Below are 22,146 nucleotides of genomic sequence, written 5' to 3' on the forward strand. Positions count from 1 at the left end.
TTCAGCCAAGCGCCTCGTCGGCGTAAGTTTGACCCAAGGCCCAAGAGGGCCACTGTCAAACAGCGAAGACGAGGACACACCGATGAACTTCAATCTCTTCCCGGTCATTGCCGCTTCTGCCATTTCCGCTTCCGTCGTACTGCCGGTCCATGCCCAGTCGGAAAGCCGCGGCAAAACTGTCGAAACCCACAGCTACACCGAGCAGTACCTGCGCCAGAGTGCCCATTTCCACGCAGCCCTGAGTGCCAAGCACAGCAGCTGATCGACCCCTGACAGGTTTTTGTGGGAGCGGGCTTGCTTGCGAAGCAGTCACCACGGTGCCATGGCACCGACTCCGCCGGTGTTTGCGAGCAAGCCTACTCCCACAGAAACCTGGTCAATGGGTTTTTCAGCGGGCCATGATTGCCTTGAACAGGTCCGATGCCAGCCATCCCTGCAACCAGCTCCGCACCCGCGGATAAGCCGCCTCGGCGAACCACTGAGGTTCGACCCCGGCGAACTGGCGCAGCAATGGCAGCAACGCGGCATCAGTCAGGCTTGGGTGGTCCGCCAGCAGGAAAGGCCTGCTCTCGAGCAGGCCTTCGAGCTCCGCCAGCCAGGCTTCGGCCTGCTGGCGGTAATGCTCGCGTGAATGCTTCGGGTAGCGCTCGGCGTATTTGTACAGGTTGACCTGCGCCTTGAAATCCCGGTCATTGCGCGCGATCAGCGCTTCCCCCCGTTCAGCCGCCAGTGGATCGGCCAGCAGCCGCCAGTCTTGCGGGTCGTCATGCGCCAGCGCCCAGCGCATGATGTCCAGACTCTCCTCCAGCACCCGTTCCCCGGTATCGAGCACCGGCACCGTGCCCTTGGGCGACAGGGCCAGCAGTTCGGCCGGCTTGTCCTTGAGCGCCACCTCGCGAACTTCCACGTCACAGCCTGCATAACGCAGGGCCAGGCGCGCACGCATGGCCCAGGGGCAACGGCGGAATGAATAGAGGATCACCCGCAGACCTCGACATCGCTCAGGCCATTGCCCTGGCGGCGTACCTGGATCTGTACCGGAATGCGCTCATGCATCTCCTGCACGTGGGAAATCACCGCGACCTTGCGCCCCTGGGCCTGCAGGCCGTCGAGCGCATCCATGGCCAGCTGCAAGGACTCGGGGTCCAGGCTGCCGAAGCCTTCGTCGATGAACAGCGACTCGATGCGCAGGGTGCTCGAGGCCATCGACGCCAACCCCAGTGCCAGTGCCAGCGAGACCAGGAAGGTCTCACCGCCCGACAGCGAGTGCACCGAGCGCAGTTCGTCGCCCATCTCGGTGTCCAGCACCAACAGGCCGAGGGCGCTGCCACCGCGCTTGAGACGATAGCGCCGGGCCAACTGGCGCAACTGATTGTTGGCGTGGTGCAGCAGCAGGTCGAGGTTGTAGCCCTGGGCGATCTTGCGGAACACATCGCCTGAGGCCGAGCCGATCAGGTCATTGAGCCGGCCCCAGCGCTGGCGCTCGCCACGGGCCTTGTCGATGTCGTCGGCGAGTGCCTGGTGCGCCTGCTGGCGACGCTGGTCGTCGGCCTGTTGGGCGCGCAGTTCGGCGCAGTGCTGTTCGTGGATGGCCAATTGCTCGCGCAGTTCGCCAAGGCTCTGCTGCAGGTCTTCGGCCGACGCCTGGACGGTCGAATCGGCGCTGTGCTGTTGCAGGCGCTGTTCGCGCTCGTGCAGCAGCACCCGCGCCTGCTCGACGGCCTTGTCGACGTCCTGCAGGTGCTGGCGCAGCGCGCTGACGGCGGCGTCGTCGATGGCCAGCAGGCGCTCCAGACCGACGTCGTCCAACTCAGGGTGTTCGGCGCGCCATTGGGCGATGTCGCCGTGCAGTTGCTGGTGCTCCTGTTCCAGTGCCTGCTGGCGATTGCCGTTGGCCTTGAGCTCACTGGCCAACTGCACGCCTTGGGTGCGCAGCGTCTGCAGGTGTTGTGCGGTATCGGCGTCGAGCGCTCGTGCCTGCTCCAGTTGCGCGTCCATATGCTGTTGCCAGGCTTCGGCGCTGGGCTGTTCGCCGAGCAACTCGGCCAGCGCGGCCTGGGCCTGCTGTCGCTGGGCCTCGAGGGCGGCGAGTTGCTGGCGCAGTTGTTCCTGGGTGTCCAGCCGTGCTTGATGCTGATCGCGCAGCTTGTCCAACTGGAGTTGGCGCGCCTGCTGTTCTTCCTGTTCGTCCTTGCGCTGTTCGAGCTGCTGCAGGCGCTGGGTGATCTGCTGGTCGAGGGCGACGAAAGCGTGGGTCGGGTCGTCGCTCAGGGCCTTGAGCACGTCGTCCGGCAGTACGCTGGCGAGGTCCTTCAGCCCTTGTTCCAGTTGTTGCTCGTCGTTGGCCAAGGCCTGGTGCTGTTGCTCCAGATGGCGCTGGGCCTGTTGCTGGGCCTCCTGCGCCGCCTGCAACTGCTGGGTGAGGCGGGCGGCGTCCTTTTGCAGGGCGAGCAGGGCGCTCTGGCGCTTCTCGTCCTTGCCGATTTCCTCGTCCAGGCGCCGCAGTTGGCTGTCGAGCCAGGCGCTGCGAGCCTTGTCGTCCTGCGGTGCCAGGGCTGGCCACAGACTGTGGGCCTGCACCTGTGCGACCAAGGGCTGCAGCTGTTCGCCGAGTTGCTGTTGCTGCTGTTGGAAATCCTTGAGCTGGGCGTTGACCACGCCCAACTGGGTGCGCAGCTCCACCAGCTGACCGTTGAGGGCCTCGACCTGTTGCTGCGCGGCCTCTTCTTCGGCCTGGTCATGGCGGCCGAGGCTCTGCAACAGCGCTTCGGGCTGGTGGAACGGATGCTCGGCGCTGCCGCAAACCGGGCAGGGTTCGCCGTCGCGCAGTTGGCCGCGCAATTCTTCGACGCTGGTGTTGCGCGCCAGGCGTTGGCGATCGAGCAACTGGCGAGTGAGGGCGAGCGCCTGTTCTGCCGTTTCCAGTCGGGCCTTGGCCGATGTGCCGTCGCTGATCAGTTGCTGGCGCTGCTGCATGGCCTGTTGCTGCCGCTCACGCAGGGCGTCGAGCTGCTGGCGCAGTTCCATCTCGCGACCGTGCAGGCGCGACAGTTCCTCGACAGCACGCTGCTGCTTGCGGTTGTCCTGCAGCATGCCGCCGAGCAAGTCGATCTGTTCGGCCAGGGCCTGGGGTTCGGCCTTGGCTTCGCGGAACAGCAGTTCGAAACTGTCGCGCTGGGTTTGCAGCTGGGTATTGGCCTGGCTGGCCTGCGCCTGCAAGCCTGGCAGTTCTTCGCGACCCTTGGCCAGACGGCCGCCGATCAGCATCACCTGCTTGAGCTGCGGCAGGTAGGCCTGCCAGGCATTGGCCAGGCCCGCCAGGTGTTGGCTGTCGGCCAGCGCGGTGTCGATCAGAGCCAGTTGTTCCAGGCTGCGCTGCTGGTTCTGTTCCAACTGCTGCAGGTGCTGCTGGCTTTCGGCAAGGTCCTGCTCAGCCTGCTGGCAGGCCGAGTGCTGTTTTGCCAGGTCCTGGTCGAGGCGGGTGAGGCCGTCCTGGGCGGCAAAGGCCTGGCGCAGGCGGGGAGCGTTCTCACTGTGCTGCGCCTGGCATTGCGTGAGCGCGTCGCGTGCCGCGAGCTGCGCCTGCTCCAGTTCGCCAGTACGGGTGTGCAGTTCGGTCTGCTGGCGTACCTGCTCGGCGATTTCGGCGGCCAGCGGCGTGAGCTGGGCGGCCAGGGCCAGTTGACGGTGGAACTGATGGCGCTGCGGGGCCAGCCGCTCCAGGCGTTGCAGGTCGATGCGCTGCTCGCTGAGCTGTGCGCTGGCGTGCTCGGCGGCCTTGAGCGCTTCACTGGCTTCGGCGTGTTGGGCCAGCAGGCGCTGTTGTTCGCTGAGCCAGGCGCACTGTTGTTCAAGCTGCCGCTCGCGCGCCTGTTCGCCCTTGAAGTGCTGTTGCGCCTGCTCCAGGCGCAGGTCAAGTTCGGCACGGGCCTCGGCAGCCAGCGGCAGCAGGTGGCTGGCGCGCTCCTCAAGAGCCTTGAGCGCGTCAAAGGCCTCGCGCGAGCGGGTGAAGGCGCGCTGCCCCAGGCGGGTATAGATGGCCGTGTTGGTGAGCTTTTCCAGCAGTTCGCTACGTTCGCGATCGTCGGCCTTGAGGAAGGCACCGAACTCACTCTGGGCCAGCATCACCGCACGGGTGAACTGCTCGAAATTCAACCCCAGGCGTGCTTCGGCCAGTTGCTTGTATTCGTTCTTGCCGCTGGCCAGCAGTTGTTCGCCGTCCAGGTCGTAGAAGCTCTGGCGGCTGTGCTGCAATTTGCCGTTGGCCTTGTCACGCGCTCGGTTGGCTTCCCAGCGGGCGCGGTAGCGCTTGCCATCGATGCCGACGAAATCGACCTCGGCAAAGCCGCTGCCGGTGCCGCGGCGCAACAGGTTGCGCGGATCGGAGGTAGGGATTTCGCCGTCGGCGTCCGGCACCTTGGCTTCGCGGCCGATCTCGTTCAGACGTGGCACCGTACCGAACAGCGCCAGGCACAGGGCGTCCAGCAGGGTGCTCTTGCCTGCGCCGGTCGGGCCGGTGATGGCGAACAACCCGGCGCTGGCCAAGGGCTCGGCAGTGAAGTCGATGTCGATGGGGCCGGCCAGGGAGGCAAGGTTCTTCAGGCGGATGGCCAGGATCTTCATGGCTGCTCCTCCAGTTGCACGTCCTGCAGCAGCAGGGCGAAGTCGCTCAGGGTCTGTTCATCGACGGGGCTGCCGTAGGCCTGCTCCCAGGCGCGGCCGAACAGGTCCTGCGGGGTCATCTGCGACAGCTCGACGAAGGCCTGTGCGTCCTCGTCCAGAGCGTTGCGCCCAGCATATTCGGCGCTGATGCGCACCAGGCGCACTGCCTTGCCCTGCAGTGCGCTTTCGATCTGTTGGCGCAGGTCGGGCTGCGGCTCGTCCAGGCGTACCCGCACTTCCAGCCACGGCTGGCGGTTGGGGTCTTCGAGGAGGTCGATCACCGGCAGCTCGGCAAGCTGCTCGAGCAGTTCACCGAGCGGTGCCGGGCCCATGCGCTGCAAGGCCACGGCCCGCGGTACCAGGCGCGGTTCGACGCTGAGCAGCTCGGTGCCGTCCAGCTCGATCTCCAGTACCTGGTGCGGGTAGTTGATCTCGGCGAACGACAGCGGGATAGGCGCGCCGCTGTAGCGGATGCGGTTCTCCCGGTTGACCTTCTGTGGCTTGTGCAGGTGGCCCAGGGCGACATAACTGATGGCCTTGTCGAACAACCGCGCCGGCAGGGCTTCGGCGTTGCCGATGATCAGGCTGCGCTCGGAGTCTTCGGAAATCGAGCCGCCGGCCATGTGGGCGTGGCTGATGGCGATCAGCGCCTGGTCCTTCTTGCGCTTGCCAAGGGCGGCGGCGATCAGTTGCTGATGCACCTGGGTGATGCCTTGCAGGTAGTCATCGCCCAGTTGCGGGCCGGTGACTTCTGCCGGGCGCAGGAAGGGCAGGGCCAGGCACCAGGCACAGACCTTGCCGCGGGCGTTGGTCAGCGGGATCAGCAGGCGTTCGGCGTCGAGCTGGCCTTCGTCGAGCCAGTGCACTCGGCCCAGGGCGTGAGTGCGCAGGCGGCGCATCAGGGCGGCGGGCAATTCGATGCGCGAGCCGGAGTCGTGATTGCCGGCGATCATCACGATGTCCAGCTTGGGCTGCTGTTCGTGGGCCTGGACGATGAAGTCGTAGAGGCGCTCCTGGGCTTTGACCGGTGGGTTGACCGTGTCGAAGATATCCCCGGCGATCAACAGCGCGTCGGGTTGGCGCAGGCGCAGCTGGCCGAGCAGCCAGTCGAGGAAGCAGGCGTGTTCGAAGTCGCGTTCCTGGCCGTGGAGGCTCTGGCCCAGGTGCCAGTCGGAGGTGTGAAACAGACGCATGGAGGACCTGTTGGTGTCGAATCAAGCGAGCGGCCGGGGCTGCGCTTGGGATGGGGTCTCGGAGGGTGGGTATGGTAACCCAAGTGGCTGCGCAGGTTCGCTTTTGCTGTGGCTGCGAGGTCGTTAGGTGAAGTGGTTGCATTGAGGCTGATAGGTGTTCGCCGATAGATTTTTAGTGCCCATGAGATTGAGCGCCGCGCGGGCGGCGCTCGATCTCACAGGCGCTAAAAATCTATCGGCGAGCACCTGTCAGCCCTCACGCAATCACATGCGAACACTGTGAAAAATCACTTGGGATAAAGCGGCGGCAAACCCCCACCATCCCCACCCACAGGCAACCCCTGCTGAGCCGAAGGAATATCTCCGATCGCCCGCCACAACTCATCCCCCTGCCAATGCTGCCCCGCCTCGCTGTAGAGCGCGCCATTGAGCCCATCCAGGGCATTGGACAAGGGCACGAAGCGCGCCGCCATCTCCGCCAGGGTCTCGGGTTGCTGCCGCGCCCAGGCGTCCAGCGCCTGGCGCGTCGCCTGCGGATCGTTGGCGAGGGTCGCGCGCTTGAGATCGTCGAGCAGCGTACGCGGGCTCGGCCCACTCTGCGATGCGCGCAATACCGCCGGTTGCGAACGCGCCCGCCACCAGAGGGCAAAGCCCAGCAGCGTGGTCAGCGCCAATATCATCGTTGCCAGTTGCCACGGCCAGAGCAGCGCAGATCCGCTGCTGACATCCCCCACCGGCGTGTCGGCGCTCAACGCCGGGTTATCGTCGACCTTGATGCTTCGCGCCGGCAGGCTGCTGTGCTCCAGATGGTCTTCGAGGGTGTTCCACCAGGTGACCTCCAGCGCAGGCAGCATCAGGTTGCCACTGTGGATCGGCACCAGCGCTTCGCGCTCCTCACGATTGGCGGTCATGCCGCGTTCATTGATCTCGTTGCGCAGCAGGGGTTGGTCCGGGTAACGGCGCAGGCCAGTGACCTCGGTAGCCGGCAGCGGTGGCAACTGCGTGCTGGACAGCCCCTCGGCGCGCAGGGTGATGCTGCGCGTCAGGGAATCACCAATCTGCGTCGGCTGCTGGTTCGGGTCGGGGTTCCAACGTTCTTCCAGGCTGAGGCTGCGGGCCGGGAGCCAGGTTACACCGGCAGGCCAGGTCGCAGGGATGGCCTTGACCTGCAGGTCAAGCGGCAGCGAGCTGACCTGCACCTGGCGCCCGCTGCGTGCCCCGCCAGCAGGCGGTTCAGCGCTGTCGGCAGCGGTGGCGGTGAAGGTCAGGGGAGGCACTTGCAGTGCGCCGCTCTGTTGCGGATAAAGCGCGTAGCGGGTTTCGATCACGCCATGGCGCACGCCGTTGATTTCTTTTTCGTAGGTGCGCGACTCGCCCAGCGGCTCGACCTTGGCGTTCTCAAGACGCAGCGGGCTGAGGTTGCTGTCGTCGTACAGCGACACCGAATGGTAGATGCGCAGGGTCAGTACCGCCTGGGCCTGGACGTAGACCTCGGAGCTGTCGAGGGTCGCCTCGATGAACACCTGCGAGGCGCTGTCCGGGCGATTGGAGTCGGGTTGTACCACTTGCAGTTCGATGGCCTGGCTGCGCGACTGCCCCAGTTGCAGCTCCGGGATCTGCAGGCTGCCGCTGCGCCGTGGCAGCAGGGTGACGATCCAGCGGGTGCTGGCACGGGTTTCGCCATCGAGGGTGTGCAGGCTGTTGAGCTGGCGGGTGCCGCGCACTTCGAAGTCGCCCTCCAGGGCGCGCAGGTCAGGTTTGCCGAACTGGGTGACATCCTGGCTTTCCAGCGTGAGCTCCAGGGTTTCGCCGGCTTCCACGCGGGTGCGATCGACACTCGCCTGCAGCGCCGGTTGGGCCTGAGCCAGGGTGAGCCAGAGCAGGCTGAGCAAGAAGACGCCGAGGCGACTCATCGTTGGGGTTCCTGATGCAATTGCTGTTCGTACCAGAATTTGCGTCGCAGCAGCTGCGCCGGGTTGTCGGGGATTTCCCGCAACCACTGCTCCAGGGCCTGGCGCTGTTCGGCGTCGAGGCTGGTAGAGGTGGGCCGCTGCGGCGGCTGGGTGAGGCTGTCATCATCGCCGCCCTGGTTGCCGGACGACGCCTGGTTGTTGCTGTTGCTGGTGCTGTCGCCGCCGTCCTGCGCGGGGCTCTGTTCGTCGTTGCCGGGCGTGCCCTGGGCACTGCTGGACGCCGAGCTGCTGTTGCCGTCGGTGTCGCGGCTCGGCGTCGGTTGTGCGTCGCTGGTGTCCGGTTTTTGCTCGGCGCGGCCCTCGCGTTGTTGCAGCAGTTGTTGCACCAGTGCCTGGTTGTCCAGCGCCGGTTGCAGGTCGGGCTGGCGCTCCAGTGCCTGTTCGTAGGCATCCAGAGCGGCATCCAGTTCGCCGGCGCGGGCCAGAGCGTTGCCTCGATTGTAGTGGGCCGCGGCGCTGTTGCCCTGGGCGAAGGCCTGGGCGGCGCCAGTGTAGTCGCCCGCCTGGTACAGCGCCATGCCGCGCCACTGCGGATCCTCGAAGCGCTGGGCGGCTTCGGCGGGGCGCTGGTGTTGCAGCAGGTGCTGGCCCTGTTGGTCGGGGCGACGCCAGAGGTCCTGGAATTCGAACGCCTGGCTCGGTTGGGGCAGGGCCAGCAGCAGTGGCAGGCAGAACAGCCAGCCGCGACGACCGGCGCAGGCGGCCAGCAGCAACAGGGGCAGCAATAGCCAGTAGCCCTGGTCGGCCCAGCTGTCCAGTTGCAGGGTCTGGCCGTCGTTGCGCAGGGCGCGGGGGGAGTCGAACAGGCCCAGACCGCGCAGGTCGAGATCGTCGATACGGGCATGCCGGTAGCGTCCGCCCGTGCCGACGATGAAGCGCTTGAGCTCGGCGCTGTCCAGGCGTGGGACGAGGATGGCGCCCTGGTCATCCTTGAGGTACTCGCCACTGGCCTGGCGCACGGGCGCGCCCTCGGCGGTGCCGACGCCGAGCATCAACAAAGAGGGGCCCTGGCGACCCAGGGCCTGGACGATACCCTGGCGCTCCTGCTGGCTGAGCGAGCTCCCGATCAGCAGCACGCGGCCTTGCCCCAGGCCGCTCTGAGCGAGCAATGCCAGGCCCTTTTGCACTGCCAGGTCGGCGCGGTGGCCGGGCTGCGGCATGATCGAGGGGTCGACGGCCTCGAGCAGGTTGCGTGTGGTGCCCAGGTCATCCGACAGTGGCACCAGGGTGTGTGCGCTGCCGGCATAGACGATCAACGCGGTCTGGCTGTCGCGACGGTGTTCGAGCAGGTCGAGCACCTTGCGTCGGGCCTGTTCCAGACGGTTGGGCGGGCTGTCTTCGGCGAGCATCTGCGGGGTCAGTTCGAGCAGGATCACCAGCGGGTCGGCAGGGCGTTGGCGGGTTTCTTCCAGGCGCTGCCAGCTGGGCCCGAGCAGGGCCAGGAGCACCAGCAGCCAGGCCAGGCCCAGGGCGATCCACGGCAGCTTGCTGGTGCTGCCATTGCCGCCCCCGAGCAACACTGCATGGAACTGCTGCGGCAGGATCATCTGCCAGCGTCCGGCACGTTTGCGCCGATGCCAGAGCTTGAACAGCAGCCAGCCGAGCAGGGGCACCACCAGCAGCCAGAGTGGGCGCAGCCATTGTGGCCAGAGTTCGATCATCGCCGCCTCCTCAGGCGCAGGCGCTTGAGGCGCTGGCGCCATTCGGGGTGGGGCTGCAGAAAGCGTGGTCGACGCAGCGCGCGTTGCAGCAGATTGTCAGGCCACTGCACGGCGATCACCAACAGGACGCTGAGCAGCAGCGCCAGGGCCAGCGGCCAGGCATACAGCTCCCTGGCGGTGCGCGCCTGGGTGGGTTGCTGGGCCACTGGTTCGAGCTGATCGAGGGTGTCACCGATGCTGTTCAGCTCGGCGCCGTCATGGGCGCGGAAATAGGCGCCATGGGTGAGCTCGGCGATTTCCTTGAGCGAAGCTTCGTCCAGGTCCAGGCTCGGATTCAGGCCGAGCAGGCCTGGAGTACCACTGGCGTCGGGGTTGGCGCCGATGCCGATGGTGTAGATGCGTACGCCTTCCTGGGCCGCCAGGCGCGCGGCCGTCAGGGGATGTATCAGCCCGCCGTTGTTGGCGCCATCGGTCACCAGCACCAGCACCCGGCTCTGTGCCGGGCGCTGACGCAGGCGCTTGACCGCAAGGCCGATGGCATCACCGATGGCGGTGTTCTTGCCGGCGATGCCGATCTGCGCTTCGTCGAGGAAGGTACGCACGGTGCGTCGGTCGAAGGTCAGCGGGGCTTGCAGGTAGGCCTCGCTGCCGAACAGGATCAGCCCGACCCGGTCGCCTTCACGGTCCTGGAGAAAGTCACCGAGCAGCGCCTTGACCAGGTCGAGGCGACTGATTTCGTCGCCTTTCCATTGCATGTCGGGGAAGTCCATCGAGCCCGACACGTCCACCGCTACCAGCAGGTCGCGGCCGCTGGCCGCGATCGGTACCGGGTCGCCCAGCCACTGTGGCCGGGCGGCCGCCAGCAGCAGAAGCAGCCAGATCACCACGAACGGCGCCTGCTGGCGCCAGGTTGGCAGGTTGAGGCGGGCGCGGCGCCCGGCAAGGCCTTCAAGTTCATCGAGAAAGCCCACCTTGAGCACCGGCTCGCCGCTGTCGGCGGCAGGCAGCAGCAGGCGCATCAGCCAGGGCAGCGGCAGCAGGGCGAAGATCCACGGCCAGGCCAGGTCAAACATGTTTGCGAATCCAGGTCTCGACCGCCTGGGCGAGCCCGGCGATGGCCTTGTCGTCGAGCTTGCACTCGGGCTTGTAGGCGCCTTCGACCAGCACCATCCAGCGGGTCAGGCCCGCGGCTGGACAGCGGTTGTCGAGAAACGCCAGCCACTGGCGACCGTTGAGCGTGTGGCTGTTGGCGCCAGGGTAGTGATTGCGGCACAGGCGTTTGAGCAGGGCATTGATCTGCTGCAGCCAGGCACCCGCCGGTGCACCGTCGTAGGGGCGCGGCAAGCGGGCGAGTTCGGCCAGGGCTTCGACGCGGATCGGGTCCAGCGGCTGTTCGGCGGGCGGCGCCTGGCGTCGGCCTGGCCGCCAGCGGCGCAGGCGCCATAGCCCCCAGCCGAGCAGCGGCAGCAGGGCCAGCAACAGCCACCAGCCCGGCGCCGGTGGCCACAGGCCGATGGCCGGCGGGGCGATCAGGGGTTGCAGCTGGTCGAGCGGGTTCATTGGCCGCTTCCCGGACGCTGGTTGAGGTACTCGCGCAACTGCTCGATCATTTCGCTCTGGGTGCTCAACGGCATCAGCACCACGCGCATTTTCTGCGCCAGCAGTTCCCAGCGTTCGATACGTGCTTCGGCCTGGTGGCGATAGAGCTGGCGCAGGTTGGCGTCCAGGGTGTCGAGCTCCAGGTGCGCGCCGCGTTGAGCGAAGCGTAGCAGGCCAGCGGCGGGCAGGGCGTGGTCGAGAGGGTCGGAGACCGGCATCAGCAGCACGTCGCAGTGGCGTGAGAGCATTGCCAGGTGCTGTTCGACGGCTGGGGTGAGTGCGCGTTCGTCGCAGATGACGATAGCCAGGCTGCCGGGGCGCAGCACTTCGCGCGCGCGGCGCAAGGCCAGGCCCAGGCTGTCGGATTGGGACAGCGCTTCGGTGTGCAGCGACTGGTTGACCTTGGCCAGGCGGTTGAGCAGTTGCAGCAGGCTCTGCTTGCTGCGCCGGGGCTTGATCTCGTGGTGTTCGTTGTCGCCGAACACCAGGCCGCCGATGCGGTCGTTATGGCCCAGCGCGGCCCAACCGAACAACGCCGCCGCCTGGGCCGCGAGCACCGACTTGAACATCAGGCCCGAGCCGAAGAACAGGCGCTGGCTCTGCTCGACCATGATGAAGATCGGCCGCTCACGCTCTTCATGGAACAGCTTGGTGTGGGGTTCCTGCGTGCGAGCGGTGACACGCCAGTCGATGTTGCGCACGTCGTCGCCGGCCTGGTACACGCGCACCTGGTCGAAGTCGACCCCGCGTCCGCGCAGCTTGGAATGGTGCAGGCCCACCAGCGGGCTGCGCTGGCCGGGCCGTGAGAACAGCTGGATCTCGCGCACGCGGTGGCGCATGTCGATCAGCTCGGCCAGGCCGATGCGGATGCCGGGTTCGGCGAGGTGCGTGGCGGGCATGGGGTCAGGCGACGGCGACGACGTCGAGGATACGCTGTACCACACGGTCCTGGTCGATGCCCGCAGCTTCGGCTTCGAACGACAGGATGACGCGGTGGCGCAGCACGTCGAACAGCACGGCCTGGATGTCTTCCGGGCTGACGAAGTCGCGCCCGGCCAGCCAGGCATGGGCACGTGCGCAGCGGTCCAGGGCGATCGAGCCACGGGGGCTGGCGCCGTAGGCGATCCAGTCGGCAAGCTCGCTGTCGAACTTGGCCGGGGTGCGCGTGGCCATGACCAGTTGCACCAGGTATTCCTCAACGGCATCGGCCATGTACAGGCCGAGGATTTCCTTGCGTGCGGCGAAGATCGCCTGCTGGCTGACCTGGCGCTCCGGCTTGACCTCGCCGCCCAGCGCCTCGCCACGGGCCTGCTGGAGGATACGACGTTCGACGGCCGCGTCGGGGAAGCCGATTTTCACGTGCATGAGGAAACGGTCGAGTTGCGCTTCGGGCAGCGGGTAGGTGCCTTCCTGCTCGATCGGGTTCTGCGTGGCCATGACCAGGAACAGCGGCGACAGCTCGTAGGTGCTGCGGCCCACGCTGACCTGGCGCTCGGCCATGGCCTCGAGCAGTGCCGATTGCACCTTGGCCGGGGCGCGGTTGATCTCGTCTGCCAGGACCAGGTTGTGGAAGATCGGCCCTTGCTGGAACACGAAGCTGCCGGTTTCCGGGCGATAGATCTCGGTGCCGGTGATATCGGCTGGCAGCAGGTCGGGGGTGAACTGGATACGGTGGAACTGCGCCTCGATACCCTCGGCCAACTCCTTGATGGCCTTGGTCTTGGCCAGGCCCGGTGCACCCTCGACCAGCATGTGCCCGTCGGCGAGCAGGACGATCAGCAGGCGCTCGACCAGCTTCTCCTGGCCAAGGATCTGGGAGGAGAGAAAGGTGCGCAGCGCGATCAGCGCTTCACGGTGTTCCATCGTCGGCGGTTCCTGGAAATGGGCCGGGCGCTTGGGGGAGGGCGGTTGCCGGGCAGGGGGTGATACTTTAATCCATCCAGGGGTGCGGCGACCAATTGGGTTTCCGAAAAATTCCTGACGGCTGGGGTGGGCCGGGCCCGTTGCGGGCCCGGCGACGTTTCAGAGGAACACGAACTTGGCGATGAAGATCACGCACAGCACCCACAGGCTTGCGGAAATTTCCTTGTACTTGCCGGTCCCGGCCTTGAGCACGACGTAGCTGATGAAGCCCAGGGCGATGCCGTCGGCCACCGAAAAGGTCAACGGCATCATGATCGCGGTGACGATCGCCGGGATGCTGTCGGTCGCCTCGTCCCAGTTGATGTGCGCCATGCTGCCCATCATCAGCATCGCCACGTAAATCAGCGCGCCGGCCGTGGCATAGGCGGGGATCATCCCGGCCAGCGGGGCGAAGAACATCGCCGCAACGAACAGCAGGCCGACCACCACCGCCGTCAGGCCGGTGCGCCCGCCCGCGGCGACCCCGGCGGCACTTTCCACGTAGCTGGTCACCGGCGGTACACCTACTGCGGCGCCGAACACGCTGGAGGCACTGTCGGCTTTAAGGGCACGCGACAGGTTCTCGATCCGACCGTCCGGGGCCACCAGGTTCGCCCGCTGCGCCACGCCCATCAAGGTGCCGGCGGTGTCGAACATGTGCACGAACAGGAAGGCCAGCACCACGCTGATCATGCTGACGTTGAATACCCCGGCCACGTCCATGGCCATCCAGGTCGGTGCCAGGCTCGGTGGCAGCGAGAACACCCCGCCATACTGCACCAGGCCCAGGCCCCAGCCGGCCAGGGTCACGGCGATGATGCTGATGAGAATGGCGCCGAACACCCGGTGGTAGCTCAGCACCGCGATCATCAGGAAACACACGGCCGCCAGCAGCGGTCCGGGCTCATGCAGCGAACCGAGCTTGATCAGCGTCGCCGGGCTGTCGACGATGATGCCGGCGGTCTTCAGGCCGATCAGCCCGAGGAACAGCCCGACCCCGGCACCCATGGCATGGCGCAGGCTCACCGGAATGCTGTTGAGCAGCCACTCGCGCACCCGCGACAGGGTCAGCAGCATGAACAGCACGCCCGAGACGAACACGGCGCCCAGCGCGGCCTCCCAGGTGTAGCCCATGGTGCCGACCACGGTGTAGGTGAAGAAGGCGTTGAGCCCCATGCCCGGTGCCAGGCCCACCGGCCAGTTGGCGTACAGGCCCATCAGCAGGCAGCCCAGGGCGGCGGCGATGCAGGTGGCGACGAAGGCGGCACCGTGATCGATACCGGCGTCGGCCATGATGTTGGGGTTGACGAAGATGATGTAGGCCATGGTGATGAAAGTGGTCATCCCGGCGATCATTTCGGTCCTGACGGTCGTGCCGTGGTGCCGGAGTTTGAAGATCCGCTCCAGCCATCCCGGTCGGGGCGACGCAGCGAGATCCAGCGTTGGGGCTTCGGATTTGCGGCTTTCCACAGCGAGTACTCCTCAAGTCTTTCTTGTTGTTCTGGAGCCTTGGTCCTGCGCATGCACTTGGCGGCTCCGCGAGGGGGTGGCAGACGCCTGACGGCTTTGTTGACTTTTGGGTCAGGAAGTTGCTCGGTGGATTATGCTTTTGTGTACAAAGAATGCAAATAATGTTTTATCTTTTGTTCGCACAATCTGTGCTCACGCAGCTATATGGGTATTGGCCACCTGCAGAAACGGCTCAGCCTGTGTACAATGCGCAGATACCTTGATCCCTTTTTTCACCCCAGGACTTGCCAGCCACCCTCTGACAGGTATTACAGTCGAGGTTCCACTGGCCGATCCCTTGTGCTCGAGTGCCCATGAACGAACAGCTGCAACCTCTGAAGAAACCTGCGCGCACAGCCAAGGCCGGCCGCAGCGGTACCCAGGACGACATCGTCTATGCGCACATTTTCGAGGCCATTCTCGAACAGCGCCTGGCGCCGGGCACCAAGTTGAGCGAGGAAGCGCTGGGCGAAATCTTCGGCGTCAGCCGCACCATCATTCGCCGCGCCTTGTCGCGTCTGGCCCATGAAAGCGTGGTGTTGTTGCGACCCAACCGTGGTGCGGTCGTGGCCAGCCCCACGGTGGAGGAGGCGCGCCAGGTGTTCTTCTCCCGGCGCATGGTCGAGCGCGCCATCACCGAGCTTGCGGTGCAGCACGCCTCCGGCGAGCAACTCAACGAACTGCGCCAGATGGTCCGCGATGAGCGCGACAGCTTCTCGCGTGGCGATCGTGGCGCCGGCATCCGTCTTTCCGGCGAGTTCCACCTCAAGCTGGCCGAGGCGGCCGGCAATGCACCGCTGGTCAGCTTCCAGCGCAGCCTGGTGTCGCAAACGTCGTTGATCATCGCCCAGTACGAAAGCGGCAACCGCTCGCATTGCTCGTACGATGAACACATGCAGCTGATCGATGCCATCGAGGCGCGCGATGCCGAGCAGGCGGTGAGCCTGATGATGCATCACATGGATCATATCGACAGCAAGCTCAACCTTGACGAAGACAGCGCGTCCGACGACCTGCATGCGGTGTTCTCGCACCTGCTGAAAAAACCCAAGGCTGCCGCCAAGGGTTGATCGTTTGCCTGAATGAATGACCGAGGGCTGCTGTGCAGCCCATCGCAGGACCAGCCCGCTCCCACAGGTTGGACTGCTGCCAAGTTGGACATGAATCCAACCTTTGCGGCAGTTCAGGTACAGCACACCCCTCGGGCCCGGTGCTTTCTCTGTAGGAGCGGGCTCGTCCCGCGATGGGCCGCGCAGCGGCCCTTTGTGCATCAGCGCCGATGTACCGAGCGCCCCGCGGCGAAGGTCTCGCGCACGGTACGGTCATCGCCCAGGGTGGTCAGCACGAACAAGGTCTCCTCGATGCTGTTGGATTGCTGGATGCGGTAGTCCAGCAGCGGCGTGGCCTTGTAGTCGAGAACCACGAAATCGGCATCGTTGCCGGCGCGCAGGCTGCCGATGCGGTCGTCCAGACGCAGGGCCCGGGCGCCGCCGAGGGTCGCCAGGTACAGCGACTTGTAAGGGTGCAGGCGCGCACCCTGCAGTTGCATCACCTTGTACGCCTCGTTCAGCGTGTTGAGCAGCGAGAAGCTGGTTCCAGCGCCCACATCGGTGCCCAGCCCGACATTGACCTTGAAACGCTCGGCCTGGGGCAGGTTGAACAGGCCACTGCCCAGGAACAGGTTGGACGTCGGACAGAAGGCCACGGCCGAGCCGGTCTCGGCCAGGCGCTGGCATTCCTCGTCGCACAGGTGCACGCCGTGGGCGAACACCGAGCGCTCGCCCAGCAGTTCGAAGTGGTCGTAGACGTCCAGGTAGCCCTTGCGCTCGGGGAACAGTTCCTTGACCCAGTCGATCTCCTTGAGGTTCTCCGACAGGTGGGTGTGCAGGTACACGCCCGGATGCTCCTTGAGCAGTTGCCCGGCCATGGCCAGTTGTTCAGGCGTGCTGGTGGGTGCGAAGCGCGGCGTCACCGCATAGTGCAGGCGAGCCTTGCCATGCCAGCGCTGGATCAGCGCCTTGCTCTCGCTGTAGCTCGACTCGGCGGTGTCGGTCAGGTAGTCGGGGGCATTGCGGTCCATCATCACCTTGCCGGCGATCAGGCGCAGGTCCAGGCGCTCGGCCTCCTCGAACAGGGCGTTGACCGACTCCGGGTGCACGCTGCCGAACACCAGCGCGGTGGTGGTGCCGTTGCGCAGCAGTTCCTGCAGGAAGATTTTCGCCACCTTGTCGGCATGGGCCTTGTCGGCGAACTGCTTTTCGCAAGGGAAGGTGTAGGTGTTCAGCCAGTCCAGCAGTTGCTCGCCGTAGGAGCCGATCATGCCGGTCTGCGGGAAATGGATATGGGTGTCGATGAAGCCCGGGGTGATCAGGGCGTCCTGGTAGTGCACCACTTCGATATCGGCGTCGAGGGTCGGCAGCAGGTCGGTGGCGTGCCCCAGGGCGCTGATGCGGCCTTCGTCGACCACCAGCAGGCCGTCTTCGTAGTATTCGTGGGAGGCCTCCAGGCCGACCTCGGCAGGGTCGGCGATGCTGTGCAGGATGGCGGCTCGGTAGGCTTTGCGGGTTGCAGTCATAAAGCGCTCGTCAAATGGCTTGGCTGCGCCGGGAGGGCGGCAGCAACTGGGCAATGGGGCCTGCATTGGCGCCAGCGTCATGCTGGCCGAAGCAGGCGTTGTAGGTGGCGATGATTTCGCCGGCGATGGACACCGCGATCTCGATGGGCAGCTTGCCCTTGACCTCCGGCAGGCCCATGGGGCAGCGCATGCGTGCCAGCACGGCATCGTCGTAGCCGCGCTCGCGCAGGCGGTGTTCGAACTTGACCCGTTTGGTCTTCGAGCCGATCAGGCCGAACCAGGTGAAGTCGTTGCGCTTGAGGATGGCGGCGGTCAGTTCCAGGTCGAGCTGGTGATTGTGGGTCATGACGATGCAGTAGCTGCCCGGCGGCAGTTCGGCCACTTCGTCGACCGGCTCCTCGCTGACCACCTTGGTCACCCCGTGGGGGATAAGCGCCGGGAACTCCTGCTCGCGCGAATCAATCCAGCGCACCCGGCAGGGCAATGCGGCGAGCAAGGGTACCAGAGCCCGGCCGACATGGCCCGCGCCGAACACCGCGATCTGCGCCTGCACCGGCGCCATGGGTTCGAACAACAGCACCGTGACGCCGCCACAGCACTGGCCCAGGCTCGCGCCCAGGCTGAAGCGCTCCAGATGCGGTGTGCTGCGCTGCTCGGCAAGCATCTGCCGGGCGATGTGCAGGGCCTTGAACTCCAGGTGCCCGCCACCGATGGTGTCGAACAGGTTGCTGGCACTGACCACCATCTTCGAGCCAGCGTTGCGTGGCGTCGAGCCGCGCTCCTCGATGATGGTCACCAGGATGCAGGGTTCGCCGCGGGACTGGTGGTCGGCGAGGGCATTGATCCATTGGTGCATGATGTAGCCTCTCTAAACCATGCTGAGGGCCCTGTAGGAGCGGGCTTGCCCGCGAAGAGGACGGTAAGGCCATCTTCACATTCGCGGGCAAGCCCGCTCCCAGGGAATCCCTCGCTGTCAGTGGGTGACGGTTTCCAGTTCTTGTTCGGTCGGCTGCTGTTGCGCCACCGCCTTGCGCATCTGCTCGCACCCCCACAGCACCCGCTCGGGTGTCGCCGGGGCGTCGATGTGCGGCTGCACGCGATAGTCGGCGAGGCTCGCCACCGCATCCTTGATCGCGCACCAGGCCGCGATACCGAGCATGAACGGCGGCTCGCCCACGGCCTTGGAATGGAACACCGTGTCCTCGGGGTTCTTGCGGTTTTCCACCAGCTTCACGCGCAGGTCCAGGGGCATGTCGGCCACCGCCGGGATCTTGTAGCTCGCCGGGCCGTTGGTCATCAGCTTGCCCTTGGCATTCCACACCAGCTCCTCTGTGGTCAGCCAGCCCATGCCCTGGATGAAGCCACCCTCGACCTGACCGATGTCGATCGCCGGGTTCAGCGAGTCGCCGACGTCGTGCAGGATGTCGGCGCGCAGCATCTTGTACTCGCCGGTCAGGGTGTCGACGATCACTTCGACGCAGGCGGCGCCAAAGGCGAAGTAGTAGAACGGCCGGCCGCGCGCCTGGCTGCGGTCGTAGAAGATCTTCGGCGTGCGGTAGAAGCCCGTGCTCGACAGCGACACCTGCGCGAAGTAGGCCTGTTGCACCAGTTGCTCGAAGCTCAGCAACTGGTCGCGCACGCGTACATGGCCGTTGCGGAACTCGACATCTTCCTCGGTGACCTGGTAGTGCCGTGCGGCGAACTCGGTCAGACGTTTCTTGAGGATCTCGGCCGCGTTCTGCGCCGCCTTGCCGTTCAGGTCGGCGCCGCTGGACGCCGCCGTTGGCGAGGTGTTGGGCACCTTGTCGGTGTTGGTGGCAGTGATCTGGATGCGGTTGAAATCGACCTGGAACACCTGCGCCACCACCTGGGCGACCTTGGTATTCAAGCCCTGGCCCATCTCGGTGCCGCCGTGGTTGAGGTGGATGCTGCCGTCGGTATAGATGTGGATCAAGGCGCCCGCCTGGTTGAGGAAGGTGGCCGTGAACGAGATACCGAACTTCACCGGGGTCAGAGCCAGGCCCTTCTTCAGCACCGGGCTGTGTTCGTTGAACTGGCGGATCGACTTGCGCCGCTCGGCATAGTCGCTGCTGGCTTCCAGGTCGGCGGTCATTTCTTCGAGCAGGTTGTGCTCGACGGTCTGGTAGTAGTGGGTGACGTTGCGTTCGGTCTTGCCGTAGTAGTTGGCCTTGCGCACCGCCAGTGGGTCGAGCGCCAGGTGGCGGGCGATGTGGTCCATCACCTGCTCGATGGCGACCATCCCCTGCGGGCCGCCGAAGCCGCGGTAGGCGGTGTTCGACGCGGTGTTGGTCTTGCAGCGGTGGCCGTTCACCGTAGCATCGCCCAGGTAGTAGGCGTTGTCGGAGTGGAACATGGCGCGGTCGACGATCGAGCCGGACAGGTCCGGCGAATAACCGCAGTTGCCGGCCAGGTCGAATTCGATGCCGTGCAGGCGGCCTTCATCATCGAAGCCGACGTCATATTCGACGTAGAACGGGTGACGCTTGCCGGTCATGGTCATGTCCTCGACCCGCGGCAGACGCATCTTGGTCGGCTGCCCGGTGAGGCGCGCGATCACCGCGCACAGGCAAGCGGGGCTGGCGGCCTGGGTTTCCTTGCCACCAAAACCGCCGCCCATGCGGCGCATGTCCAGCACCACCTTGTTCATCGGCACGTCGAGCACTTCGGCGACCAGCTTCTGCACCTCGGTGGGGTTCTGCGTCGAGCAGTAGACGATCATGCCACCGTCTTCGGTAGGCATTACCGAAGAAATCTGGGTTTCGAGGTAGAAGTGCTCCTGGCCGCCGATGTGCAGGGTGCCTTGCAGGCGATGCGGGGCACTGGCCAGGGCCTTGGCCGAGTCGCCGCGCTGGTGGGTGTGGCTGTCGAGCACGAAATGTTTCTTGCGCAAGGCCTCGACCACATCGAGCACCGGTTCCAGGTCCTCGTACTCGACGATGGCCGCCAAGGCGGCGCGGCGAGCGGTGTCCAGGTCGCGGGCGGCGACGGCGAGCACCGGCTGGCCGAAGAACTCGACCTTGTCGATGGCCAGCAGCGGATCGCCTGCGACGACCGGGCCGATATCCTTGAGCCCAGGGATGTCCTCGTGAGTGATGGCGATGCGCACGCCTTCGAACTGATAGCAGGGGGTCGTGTCGATGCGCAGGATGCGCGCGTGAGCACGGTCGGCGGTGCGCGCATAGACGTGCAACTGGTTGGGGAATTCCAGGCGGTCGTCGATGTACACCGCTTCACCTGACACGTGCTTGTCGGCGCTGTCGTGCTTGACGCTGCGACCGACCCCGCTGGTCAGGTCCTGGCTGAACAGTTCGGCCATCTCGGCCTGGCTCTTGACGGCGTGATGGTTAGACATAAGCGGTCACCCGGGTCTCGATGTACGGCGATTGCTGTTCGATGAAGTATTTGCGCAGCAGGTTCTGCGCGGTCAGCAGGCGGTATTCCTTGCTGGCGCGAAAATCCGTCAGCGGGCTGAAGTCTTCGGCCAGTGCCTGGCAGGCGCGCTCGATGCTCGCCTGGTTCCAGGGCTTGCCAAGCAGTGCCGCCTCGCAGGCACGGGCACGCTTGGGAATCGCTGCCATGCCACCGAAGGCGATGCGCACGCCGGCGACCACGCCGTTCTCGATGTTCAGGTTGAACGCTGCGCATACCGCAGAAATGTCATCGTCCAGTCGCTTGGACACCTTGTAGGCGCGGAACGTCCAGTCGTTGCTGGCGCGTGGCACCAGGATCTTCTCGATGAACTCGCTGTCCTGGCGGGCCGTGATGCGGTAGTCGATGAAATAGTCTTCCAGCGCCATCGTGCGCTGGCGATCGCCCTGGCGCAGGACGATGTGTGCGTTGAGGGCGATCAGCAGGGGTGGCGAGTCGCCGATCGGCGAGGCGTTGCCGATGTTGCCGCCCAAGGTGCCCTGGTTGCGGATCTGCAGCGAAGCGAAGCGGTGCAGCAGGGCGCCGAAGTCGGGGTATTCCTCGTTCAGCGCGCCATAGCAGTCGGTGAGCGGGGTGGCGGCGCCGATTTCCAGGTGGCTGCTGGTCTTGTCGATGCGCTTGAGCTCGGCGACATGGCCGACATAGATCATCACCGGCAGGGTCTTGTGGAACTGGGTGACTTCCAGTGCCAGGTCGGTGCCGCCTGCGAGCAGGCGTGCCTCGGGGTGCGAGCTGTACAGGTCGGCCAGGTCGGCGACGGTCAGCGGGACCAGGCAGCGCTTGTCACCACTGTTGAGCTCGCCGGTCTGCTGCGGGGCGATGGCCTGGAGACGGGCGATGGTCTGCGCCTGCTGGGCGTCGAACTGGTCCTGGCAGGGGCGTGCGCAACTCTGCTCGGCGGCGTCGAGTATCGGCCGGTAGCCGGTGCAGCGGCACAGGTTGCCGGCCAGGGCTTCCTGGGCCTGGTGCAGGTCGTGGCCGCTGCTGTTCTTCTGCAGGGCGAACAGCGACATGACGAAGCCTGGAGTGCAGAAGCCGCACTGCGAGCCGTGGCAGTCGGCCATGGCCTTCTGCACGCTGTGCAGCTCGCCCTGGTGCTTGAGGCCCTCGACACTGATCAGTTGCTTGCCGTGCAAGGAGGAAACGAACGTCAGGCAGGAGTTGAGGCTGCGATAACGCAGCGTCGGCTGGCCCAGGTCATCCGGGGTCAGTTCGCCCACGACCACGGTGCAGGCGCCGCAGTCGCCGCTGGCGCAGCCTTCCTTGGTGCCGGGTTTGCCCAGGTGCTCGCGCAGGTACTGCAGCACCGTCATGTTCGGGTCCAGGGCGTGCTCGTTGCGCAGCTCCTGGTTGACGAGAAACTGGATCACGGGGAAGGCCTCGTAATGGTTTTATTGTTGTTGGGCGGACTCTAAGCAAGGGCTGACCTTGAGGTCAATATTTTTCTGACCCAAAGGTCAAGATTTTGCCCATGCCGGGTTCTGGCCGCCCAACCCTGTCTCTTTACAAGCATAGATCGCGCCGGGCACTGCGACTGACCGACAGGTCGCACAAAGCCTCGCGCGCCGCTGCGCGCAAGCCCGGCGAGTGCGCTACAATCGCGCCTTTCGTGCCCCGTTTTC

Annotated in this window: 16 protein-coding genes; 2 read left to right on the forward strand and 14 right to left on the reverse strand. The window is 65.7% G+C overall.

Annotated elements, in window-relative coordinates:
• Nucleotides 1–82 precede the first annotated feature (82 nt).
• The gene (locus ACMGGG_RS06185; protein ID WP_063543907.1) at nt 83–262 is read left to right on the forward strand and encodes a hypothetical protein; all 180 of its coding nucleotides are present in this window, start codon (nt 83–85) and stop codon (nt 260–262) included.
• A gap of 126 nt (nt 263–388) precedes the next feature.
• Here ACMGGG_RS06185 and ACMGGG_RS06190 read toward each other — a convergent pair whose 3' ends face one another.
• The 10 genes from ACMGGG_RS06190 to ACMGGG_RS06235 all read right to left on the reverse strand — a co-directional run bounded on the left by ACMGGG_RS06190 (nt 389) and on the right by ACMGGG_RS06235 (nt 14,346).
• On the reverse strand, nt 389–982 hold the full coding sequence (locus ACMGGG_RS06190) for a glutathione S-transferase (protein WP_414155057.1): 594 nt from the start codon (nt 980–982) through the stop codon (nt 389–391).
• Nucleotides 979–4,623 carry an AAA family ATPase gene (locus ACMGGG_RS06195; RefSeq protein ID WP_414155058.1) on the reverse strand — a complete coding sequence of 1,215 codons (3,645 nt, stop codon included), beginning with the start codon at nt 4,621–4,623 and terminating at the stop codon, nt 979–981. The genes ACMGGG_RS06190 and ACMGGG_RS06195 overlap by 4 nt, the downstream gene beginning before the upstream one ends.
• Entirely contained in the window at nt 4,620–5,855 is a 1,236-nt protein-coding gene (locus tag ACMGGG_RS06200) for an exonuclease SbcCD subunit D C-terminal domain-containing protein (protein ID WP_414155059.1), read from the reverse strand. Before ACMGGG_RS06200 ends, ACMGGG_RS06195 begins: the two co-directional genes overlap by 4 nt.
• Nucleotides 5,856–6,142: 287 nt before the next feature.
• A complete protein-coding gene (locus ACMGGG_RS06205) occupies nt 6,143–7,768 on the reverse strand; it encodes a BatD family protein (RefSeq protein ID WP_063543915.1) in 1,626 nt (541 codons plus the stop codon).
• Entirely contained in the window at nt 7,765–9,489 is a 1,725-nt protein-coding gene (locus ACMGGG_RS06210; RefSeq protein WP_414155060.1) for a tetratricopeptide repeat protein, read from the reverse strand. The genes ACMGGG_RS06205 and ACMGGG_RS06210 overlap by 4 nt, the downstream gene beginning before the upstream one ends.
• Complete coding sequence (locus ACMGGG_RS06215) at nt 9,486–10,562, reverse strand: vWA domain-containing protein (protein WP_054893620.1); 1,077 nt, start codon at nt 10,560–10,562, stop codon at nt 9,486–9,488. Before ACMGGG_RS06215 ends, ACMGGG_RS06210 begins: the two co-directional genes overlap by 4 nt.
• On the reverse strand, nt 10,555–11,049 hold the full coding sequence (locus ACMGGG_RS06220; protein ID WP_063543917.1) for a DUF4381 domain-containing protein: 495 nt from the start codon (nt 11,047–11,049) through the stop codon (nt 10,555–10,557). The genes ACMGGG_RS06215 and ACMGGG_RS06220 overlap by 8 nt, the downstream gene beginning before the upstream one ends.
• The gene (locus ACMGGG_RS06225) at nt 11,046–11,987 is read right to left on the reverse strand and encodes a DUF58 domain-containing protein (RefSeq protein ID WP_063543919.1); all 942 of its coding nucleotides are present in this window, start codon (nt 11,985–11,987) and stop codon (nt 11,046–11,048) included. The genes ACMGGG_RS06220 and ACMGGG_RS06225 overlap by 4 nt, the downstream gene beginning before the upstream one ends.
• A 4-nt stretch (nt 11,988–11,991) precedes the next feature.
• Complete coding sequence (locus tag ACMGGG_RS06230) at nt 11,992–12,951, reverse strand: AAA family ATPase (RefSeq protein WP_054893623.1); 960 nt, start codon at nt 12,949–12,951, stop codon at nt 11,992–11,994.
• Nucleotides 12,952–13,110: 159 nt separating this feature from the next.
• Nucleotides 13,111–14,346 carry an NCS2 family permease gene (locus ACMGGG_RS06235; RefSeq protein WP_371105597.1) on the reverse strand — a complete coding sequence of 412 codons (1,236 nt, stop codon included), beginning with the start codon at nt 14,344–14,346 and terminating at the stop codon, nt 13,111–13,113.
• 467 nt (nt 14,347–14,813) lie between these two features.
• Here ACMGGG_RS06235 and ACMGGG_RS06240 point away from each other — a divergent pair, with 467 nt between their 5' ends.
• Entirely contained in the window at nt 14,814–15,569 is a 756-nt protein-coding gene (locus tag ACMGGG_RS06240) for a GntR family transcriptional regulator (protein WP_063543921.1), read from the forward strand.
• A 200-nt stretch (nt 15,570–15,769) separates the two neighbouring features.
• On the opposite strand, the gene guaD is transcribed toward ACMGGG_RS06240, so the two are convergent.
• The 4 genes from guaD to xdhA form a co-directional block, all read right to left on the reverse strand.
• Nucleotides 15,770–17,074 carry a guanine deaminase gene (gene guaD / locus ACMGGG_RS06245; RefSeq protein ID WP_054893626.1) on the reverse strand — a complete coding sequence of 435 codons (1,305 nt, stop codon included), beginning with the start codon at nt 17,072–17,074 and terminating at the stop codon, nt 15,770–15,772.
• 10 nt (nt 17,075–17,084) lie between these two features.
• A complete protein-coding gene (xdhC, locus tag ACMGGG_RS06250; RefSeq protein ID WP_063543925.1) occupies nt 17,085–17,930 on the reverse strand; it encodes a xanthine dehydrogenase accessory protein XdhC in 846 nt (281 codons plus the stop codon).
• A gap of 117 nt (nt 17,931–18,047) precedes the next feature.
• The gene (gene xdhB, locus ACMGGG_RS06255; protein ID WP_063543927.1) at nt 18,048–20,447 is read right to left on the reverse strand and encodes a xanthine dehydrogenase molybdopterin binding subunit; all 2,400 of its coding nucleotides are present in this window, start codon (nt 20,445–20,447) and stop codon (nt 18,048–18,050) included.
• Nucleotides 20,440–21,894, reverse strand: a complete 1,455-nt coding sequence (xdhA, locus tag ACMGGG_RS06260; protein ID WP_063543929.1) for a xanthine dehydrogenase small subunit — start codon at nt 21,892–21,894, stop codon at nt 20,440–20,442. Before xdhA ends, xdhB begins: the two co-directional genes overlap by 8 nt.
• Between the last annotated feature and the right edge of the window lie 252 nt (nt 21,895–22,146).

Source organism: Pseudomonas sp. BNK-44-b (assembly GCF_047456245.1).
In the GTDB taxonomy this organism is placed as follows: Bacteria; Pseudomonadota; Gammaproteobacteria; order Pseudomonadales; family Pseudomonadaceae; genus Aquipseudomonas; species Aquipseudomonas machongensis.

Excerpts from the sequence above, each read along its gene's own strand:
- ACMGGG_RS06235 (WP_371105597.1), bottom strand. The coding sequence starts at position 14,346 with ATGATCGCCGGGATGACCACTTTCATCACCATGGCCTACATCATCTTC.
- ACMGGG_RS06225 (WP_063543919.1), bottom strand. The coding sequence starts at position 11,987 with ATGCCCGCCACGCACCTCGCCGAACCCGGCATCCGCATCGGCCTGGCC.
- ACMGGG_RS06210 (WP_414155060.1), bottom strand. The coding sequence starts at position 9,489 with ATGATCGAACTCTGGCCACAATGGCTGCGCCCACTCTGGCTGCTGGTG.
- ACMGGG_RS06220 (WP_063543917.1), bottom strand. The coding sequence starts at position 11,049 with ATGAACCCGCTCGACCAGCTGCAACCCCTGATCGCCCCGCCGGCCATC.
- ACMGGG_RS06205 (WP_063543915.1), bottom strand. The coding sequence starts at position 7,768 with ATGAGTCGCCTCGGCGTCTTCTTGCTCAGCCTGCTCTGGCTCACCCTG.
- ACMGGG_RS06200 (WP_414155059.1), bottom strand. The coding sequence starts at position 5,855 with ATGCGTCTGTTTCACACCTCCGACTGGCACCTGGGCCAGAGCCTCCAC.
- xdhC (WP_063543925.1), bottom strand. The coding sequence starts at position 17,930 with ATGCACCAATGGATCAATGCCCTCGCCGACCACCAGTCCCGCGGCGAA.
- ACMGGG_RS06185 (WP_063543907.1), top strand. The coding sequence starts at position 83 with ATGAACTTCAATCTCTTCCCGGTCATTGCCGCTTCTGCCATTTCCGCT.
- guaD (WP_054893626.1), bottom strand. The coding sequence starts at position 17,074 with ATGACTGCAACCCGCAAAGCCTACCGAGCCGCCATCCTGCACAGCATC.
- xdhB (WP_063543927.1), bottom strand. The coding sequence starts at position 20,447 with ATGTCTAACCATCACGCCGTCAAGAGCCAGGCCGAGATGGCCGAACTG.
- ACMGGG_RS06240 (WP_063543921.1), top strand. The coding sequence starts at position 14,814 with ATGAACGAACAGCTGCAACCTCTGAAGAAACCTGCGCGCACAGCCAAG.
- ACMGGG_RS06215 (WP_054893620.1), bottom strand. The coding sequence starts at position 10,562 with ATGTTTGACCTGGCCTGGCCGTGGATCTTCGCCCTGCTGCCGCTGCCC.
- ACMGGG_RS06230 (WP_054893623.1), bottom strand. The coding sequence starts at position 12,951 with ATGGAACACCGTGAAGCGCTGATCGCGCTGCGCACCTTTCTCTCCTCC.
- ACMGGG_RS06195 (WP_414155058.1), bottom strand. The coding sequence starts at position 4,623 with ATGAAGATCCTGGCCATCCGCCTGAAGAACCTTGCCTCCCTGGCCGGC.